Genomic DNA, 5,105 nt, shown 5'->3' with positions numbered 1-5,105 from the left:
ACGCTGTCGTCGCCCTCGTCGCCTGCACAGTTGTCGCTGCCGCCACCGCCTAGCACGGTATCGTTGCCGATGCCGCCACTAACGCTGTCGTCGCCCTCGTCGCCTGCACAGTTGTCGCTGCCGCCACCGCCTAGCACGGTATCGTTGCCGATGCCGCCGCTAACGCTGTCGTCGCCCTCGTCACCGCTGCAAACGTCGCTGCCGCCACCGCCTAGCACGGTATCGTTATCTTTGCCGCCGTTAACGCTATCGTTGCCGTCGCCGCCGCTAACGTTGTCCTTGCCTGCGTCGCCCCTGACGGTATCGTTGCCTTCGCCGCCCTCGCACTTGTCGTCGTCTTTGCCGCCGTAGATGGTGTCGTTGCCGGCGCCGCCGTTAACGTCATCCTTTCCTTCGTTGCCGTGCACCCCGTCATCGCCGTCATCGCCTTGGCAGGTGTCGTTGCCGCTGCCGCCAAAAAGGGTGTCGTTATCTTTACCGCCGTTAAGGGTGTCGTTGCCTTTGCCGCCCTTAACGTTGTCGTTGCCACGATCGCCCTTTATTACATCGTCGTCATCGCCGCCCTCGCAATCATCGTCATCTTTACCCCCGTACATTTCATTTTTTTTGCCAGGGTTTCCTTTGATTTTGTCCTTGCCTTTTTGGCCGAATATCTTATCCCGATCGCCGGTGGCGACAATTACGTTATCGCTATCATCACCAACGAGGGTTCGGCGATCAATGCCGCTGCCATCATCGTTGCTCGCACCTTCTTCTAGTACGCCGTTAAATTCCGCAATTTGCTTGTTATCAGCAGCACCTGTTTCGGATGCACCCTTAGACGGATCAGGAGATTTGGTGGTAACGCCGTCGGGGTTTTCGATCGCTTGCTCAATTAACTTGGCTAACTCCTCCTCGGTAATTGTAGAGCTGTTGTTGCCTAAATTCCCGACTGGATTTTGTGTTTCCTCTCGAACGGGAAAAAGTGTTTCCGGTTTTTTTTCTAACGTTGTTACGTCTGGTTCCATTGTTGATATTTCCCCAAAAAAGGTAAGCTTCTTAGAATCACTTTATCAGCAAACAGGAGGCTGCAGAAGAAAAAAAAATAACTTCATGCTTTCGCCTGCTAGAGGAGCTGGTTTCCTCATTTTTACTATTATAGATGCCACTTAAACAGCAAGGTTTTTTTCGCTCTGTTGCGAGTTTTATATTCTGCCATTGCGTACCACAATTAATTGCTCTGCAACCTACACTGTAATTACTGCGCCGAAGCGCCGAGCATTTGAGCTGTTCTCGGTAATTTCTCCAGTAAGCTGCGCCGAAGGGCCCCTTATTGTAGATTCTCTACGTAATTTCTACAGTGAATTAGCTGAATTTAAACTCGCAACTGACAACTCCTAAATAACTACCCAAAACCTGTATCCCCCAAATTCTACCCTTGCTTTTTTTCCGATCTAGGCTGGGTGTATTAAAGTTTTGTAACACTCCCAGCTTTGACAAATCCTTCCCTGACCTAGGATTTGAATCTCTTGACTAAACGACAGCACCCTCCTAATTTTAGTTCCCGATGATTAATTAAAAATTTAGATCATTCGCCCGGGCAAATATTTGTTCTAATTTTTAGTTGCACAAATTTTTATCGAGTTGAGGAAACATCGCGAACTGAGAAAAATTTTTTTTTTCTGATTAATACTAAGAACCTGCCAAAATTTATCTATCTCAAGACAGATTGTAAAATTTTTCCAAACAGAGTAAGAGATGCAGGAGTCGTTTTTGGTGACAGTTGCAAGATCGGCATTTTGAGCGGGAACGACCCACGGCGAGGCTGCCCAACCCTATTCCTTTGTAGAGACTTCGCTACCAAATCCAATAATTCTCCGAGAAACCGGCCTGATGAGGCGTAATCCTCTAGATGCCAAAAATGATGGTTGCTGGAGAGTACCGGAATAATTTGATTTGCCTTGTATTGTTGAGAGTTCTTGGCGGGTTAAGTTTATTTTTGCTGCTTAACTTTAACTAGATTAAGAGAGTTAAATTAAAAGTTTTCTATATCATAAAAGCGGAAAATTAGCAATAAGTTATTAGCAATTATCGATGGTCAACTATCGATTATCGATCGCCACTGAGGTCTTAAGGATGAGGGCGGAGAGCTTACGGATGAGAGTCCAGGGCTGACCAATTAATTAATTGACACAAAATCAAGATTACACATGGGGGGTTGGTGGTAGAGGATAAGCCGTAAAGACCGATCGACCGATCGCCCAAAAAAATAAAATACTCAAATTTCCCTGCGATATTGCCCTGAAACCGGTTGGCGAGAGCCGAAGTAATTTTAATAAGAACTAGAGATCCGCCTGGTAAAGTGCCTCCAATTTAACTTTACTCAGCAATGAGAAACTCAAGTTCACGACAAATCTAAAGGGGTCTGCGGTAGAGGTGCAAAATGTTAAAGATAGCAAGATTGGAGAAAATTCGGCTTTCACCGAGCCACAGGGCAATCAAAACTAATAAACTGTTATTAAAGTACAACTTTTATATCCTCAAAGTGTTTGAACAAATATATATGACGCCAGCGATCGCCCGATCGGGGGAAGCGCATTCAGAAACTTTGATTCAAAGAGTAAAAATTATTTTGCCGATCGCTCTTGCTAGCCGCAAAAACGCAGGCAAATTCAGAATTAAGGCGGGAGGGCGCTAAATCCGTGAGCCAGGAATTTCAACTCTCAGTCACCCCTGTTGGGGACGACGAATATCTAGTGCGGACAGAAAGGGTTGCACCCGGTGTACCCTTAGCCGAACAACAAGTCCGCTGGCCGATCGACGAATGGCTTGCACTGTCTGCTCAACTGATGAACGACCCGCTGGTGGGCTTGCTCCAGGGAAAAGCATTACACGGAAGCAGTTTGGCCGGTCGCGGCCTCTCCCGTTCGGGACCCAACTCAGTGCCGAATTTAGTAGCGCTCGGACAACAATTATACAGCGGGCTGTTTCAAGGAAACTTGCGCGATAGCTGGACTTGCGCTCAAGGCATCGCCCAGCACCGCCGAGAAGTGCTGCAACTGCGACTCGGACTCAAAGGCCGGCGCTTGCCACGGCTGCCGTGGGAAGTGCTGCACGCGGGCGATCGCCCTTTGGCAACTGGCACCGATGTCGTGTTTTCTCGCTACCAACCAGGTACAAGTTTGTTCAAACAAACCCGGATACTGCCTAGTGGTGGGCCACTAAAAATTTTAATGGCGATCGCCTCTCCGAGCGATCGAGACAGCTTGCAGCTTAAGCGAGAAGTGCTCCATTTGCAACAAGAACTCCAAAACCGCACCGGTCATCCTCTCAAAAACAGCCCCCATTGCCCGGAAATTCAACTGACTATTCTCGAACAGCCCGATCGAGAACAACTTACCCAAGCCCTAGAACAAGGACACTACCAAGTCCTGCACTACGCAGGCCACAGCAACTTAGGTTCCAGAGGTGGGGAACTCTACCTAGTCAGCAGCCGCACCGGCTTAACCGAAACCCTCAGTGGCGACGACTTAGCTGGATTGCTCGTTAACAACGGTATTCAGATGGCCGTGTTCAACTCCTGCCGCGGCGCCTACGGCGACCCCTCAGACCTCGCGGACGACAGCCCGGAACGGAACTTAACCGAAGCTCTAGTGAAGCGGGGCATTCCGGCAGTGCTAGCAATGGCAGAAAGCATCCCCGACGATGTAGCCCTAACTCTGACACGGTTGTTTTACCGCAACCTCAATCAAGGCTATCCAGTCGATCTCAGCCTGAGCCGGGCCAGAGCTGGGCTAATTTCTGCCTACGGTTCTCACCAGCTATACTGGGCTTTGCCGATTCTCTACCAGCACCCGGACTTTGACGGCTATTTGACCGGCGCCCCAGTCCACAGCGCGACCTCCGGTTCTATGGTGCACATAATCGGGTCGGGAACGCAACCGGCGATCGCGGGTACTGAATGGAAGGCTGCGTCTTCGGTTTCGGCGATCGCCCAATACCCCCCAATCCCAGCCAATAGATCGCATGAGTCAGACAATTCTGACGGCGAAGTCTGGGAATATCCCAACCAATTAAAAGATCGCAGGGATTGGGTTCACCAGAACGATCGACCCGATGCTGCTAATTCACCGAACTCACCGACGGCTTCGCCCTCCTCTATTCCTAATTCAGAGTGTGCGGCGATCCAAGCAACTCGCGCCGCTGCAGCGACTCAGAAACCGTTAAAAAAACCGGGGTTGAAAAAATCTGTGGCCCTGATGCTTTGCTTATTGCCCGTTGCTTTGAGTGCTGGCTTTTTTGGGTGGCGGCACTCGAACCAGCGAAGCACGAAACCAGAAGAGTTACTGCCGGCGGTACGGACTCCCCTGTCGCAAAATTACCTGCAACAACGTCACTAAGGAATGAAAAATTAATAACTTGCACAATTAAACCCCAGAAGCCTTGATCCAAGGTCAACTATTGCTCTATTAGTCACCTTATTTATTTTTCATTCCTAAAAGCGATCGCCCACTGCAATGCTGAATTTAGACCCCCTTGGCCCGGCTCCAAACTGGGTGGGGTTTTTGCTGGCCATTCGCGATCGGCTGCCGCTGGCCATTCGCGATCGAAAGTATGCTGCTCGATCGAATCTCGGACTTACGTTCATCCAGCCGGTTTTTACCGAAAATAAGCAGCAGCCCAACCAAGCATCGAGGAAGAAACCGGGTTTCTCGTCGAGCAAGTAAGTCCGGGACTCTTAATATAAAATTAGTCAGTCGATTTGAGATTTTAGACTTCGGCTTGAGCCCTGAGTCGAAGGATTTGAGATTTTAATTTTACTCCACAGATAAATCTGGGAACAGGAACAAGACTCTAAAATTTTGATCTCTCCACGACAGGAGTCGGTGGCTTGTATGCGTTTTTGAGCGGGCTGATTCGGCCGCAGGAGCATTCGTCATTCGGCACAAGACAATAAAAGCCAGAGTTGCCACAATTAAGAACGTCCTCACCCTCAGCGCGCTTATTTCACAATAATTAATTATGGAAGCGGCTGTGAGTTTGACAATCAAGCATCCAGGATACCCGCCACGTGATTCATTCCGAAAGCAGACTCAGGACCGGTGAAATAAAAAACCTGTATCCGA

The 5,105-nt window shown here is 49.2% G+C and carries 4 protein-coding genes; 3 read left to right on the top strand and 1 reads right to left on the bottom strand.

Features of this window, described 5'->3' with window-relative positions; genetic code table 11:
• Positions 1-1,007: calcium-binding protein (locus tag QUB35_RS37045; RefSeq protein WP_333147777.1), on the bottom strand; the 1,007-nt coding region annotated here is incomplete at its 3' end.
• Between the two features lie 1,415 nt (positions 1,008-2,422).
• Between QUB35_RS37045 and QUB35_RS37040 the strand changes: the two genes are divergently transcribed.
• From QUB35_RS37040 to QUB35_RS37030, 3 genes are all read left to right on the top strand, one after another.
• Entirely contained in the window at positions 2,423-2,677 is a 255-nt protein-coding gene (locus tag QUB35_RS37040; RefSeq protein ID WP_333147775.1) for a hypothetical protein, read from the top strand.
• 4 nt (positions 2,678-2,681) lie between these two features.
• Positions 2,682-4,379 (top strand): CHAT domain-containing protein, encoded by a 1,698-nt coding sequence (locus QUB35_RS37035; protein ID WP_333147773.1) that lies wholly within the window; start codon positions 2,682-2,684, stop codon positions 4,377-4,379.
• 117 nt (positions 4,380-4,496) lie between these two features.
• Positions 4,497-4,706 carry a hypothetical protein gene (locus QUB35_RS37030; RefSeq protein ID WP_333147771.1) on the top strand — a complete coding sequence of 70 codons (210 nt, stop codon included), beginning with the start codon at positions 4,497-4,499 and terminating at the stop codon, positions 4,704-4,706.
• Positions 4,707-5,105 lie beyond the last annotated feature (399 nt).

The organism is Microcoleus sp. B13-B6 (assembly GCF_036705405.1).
Taxonomy (GTDB): domain Bacteria; phylum Cyanobacteriota; class Cyanobacteriia; order Cyanobacteriales; family Microcoleaceae; genus Microcoleus.
This window is presented reverse-complemented; position numbering and strand designations above follow the sequence as displayed.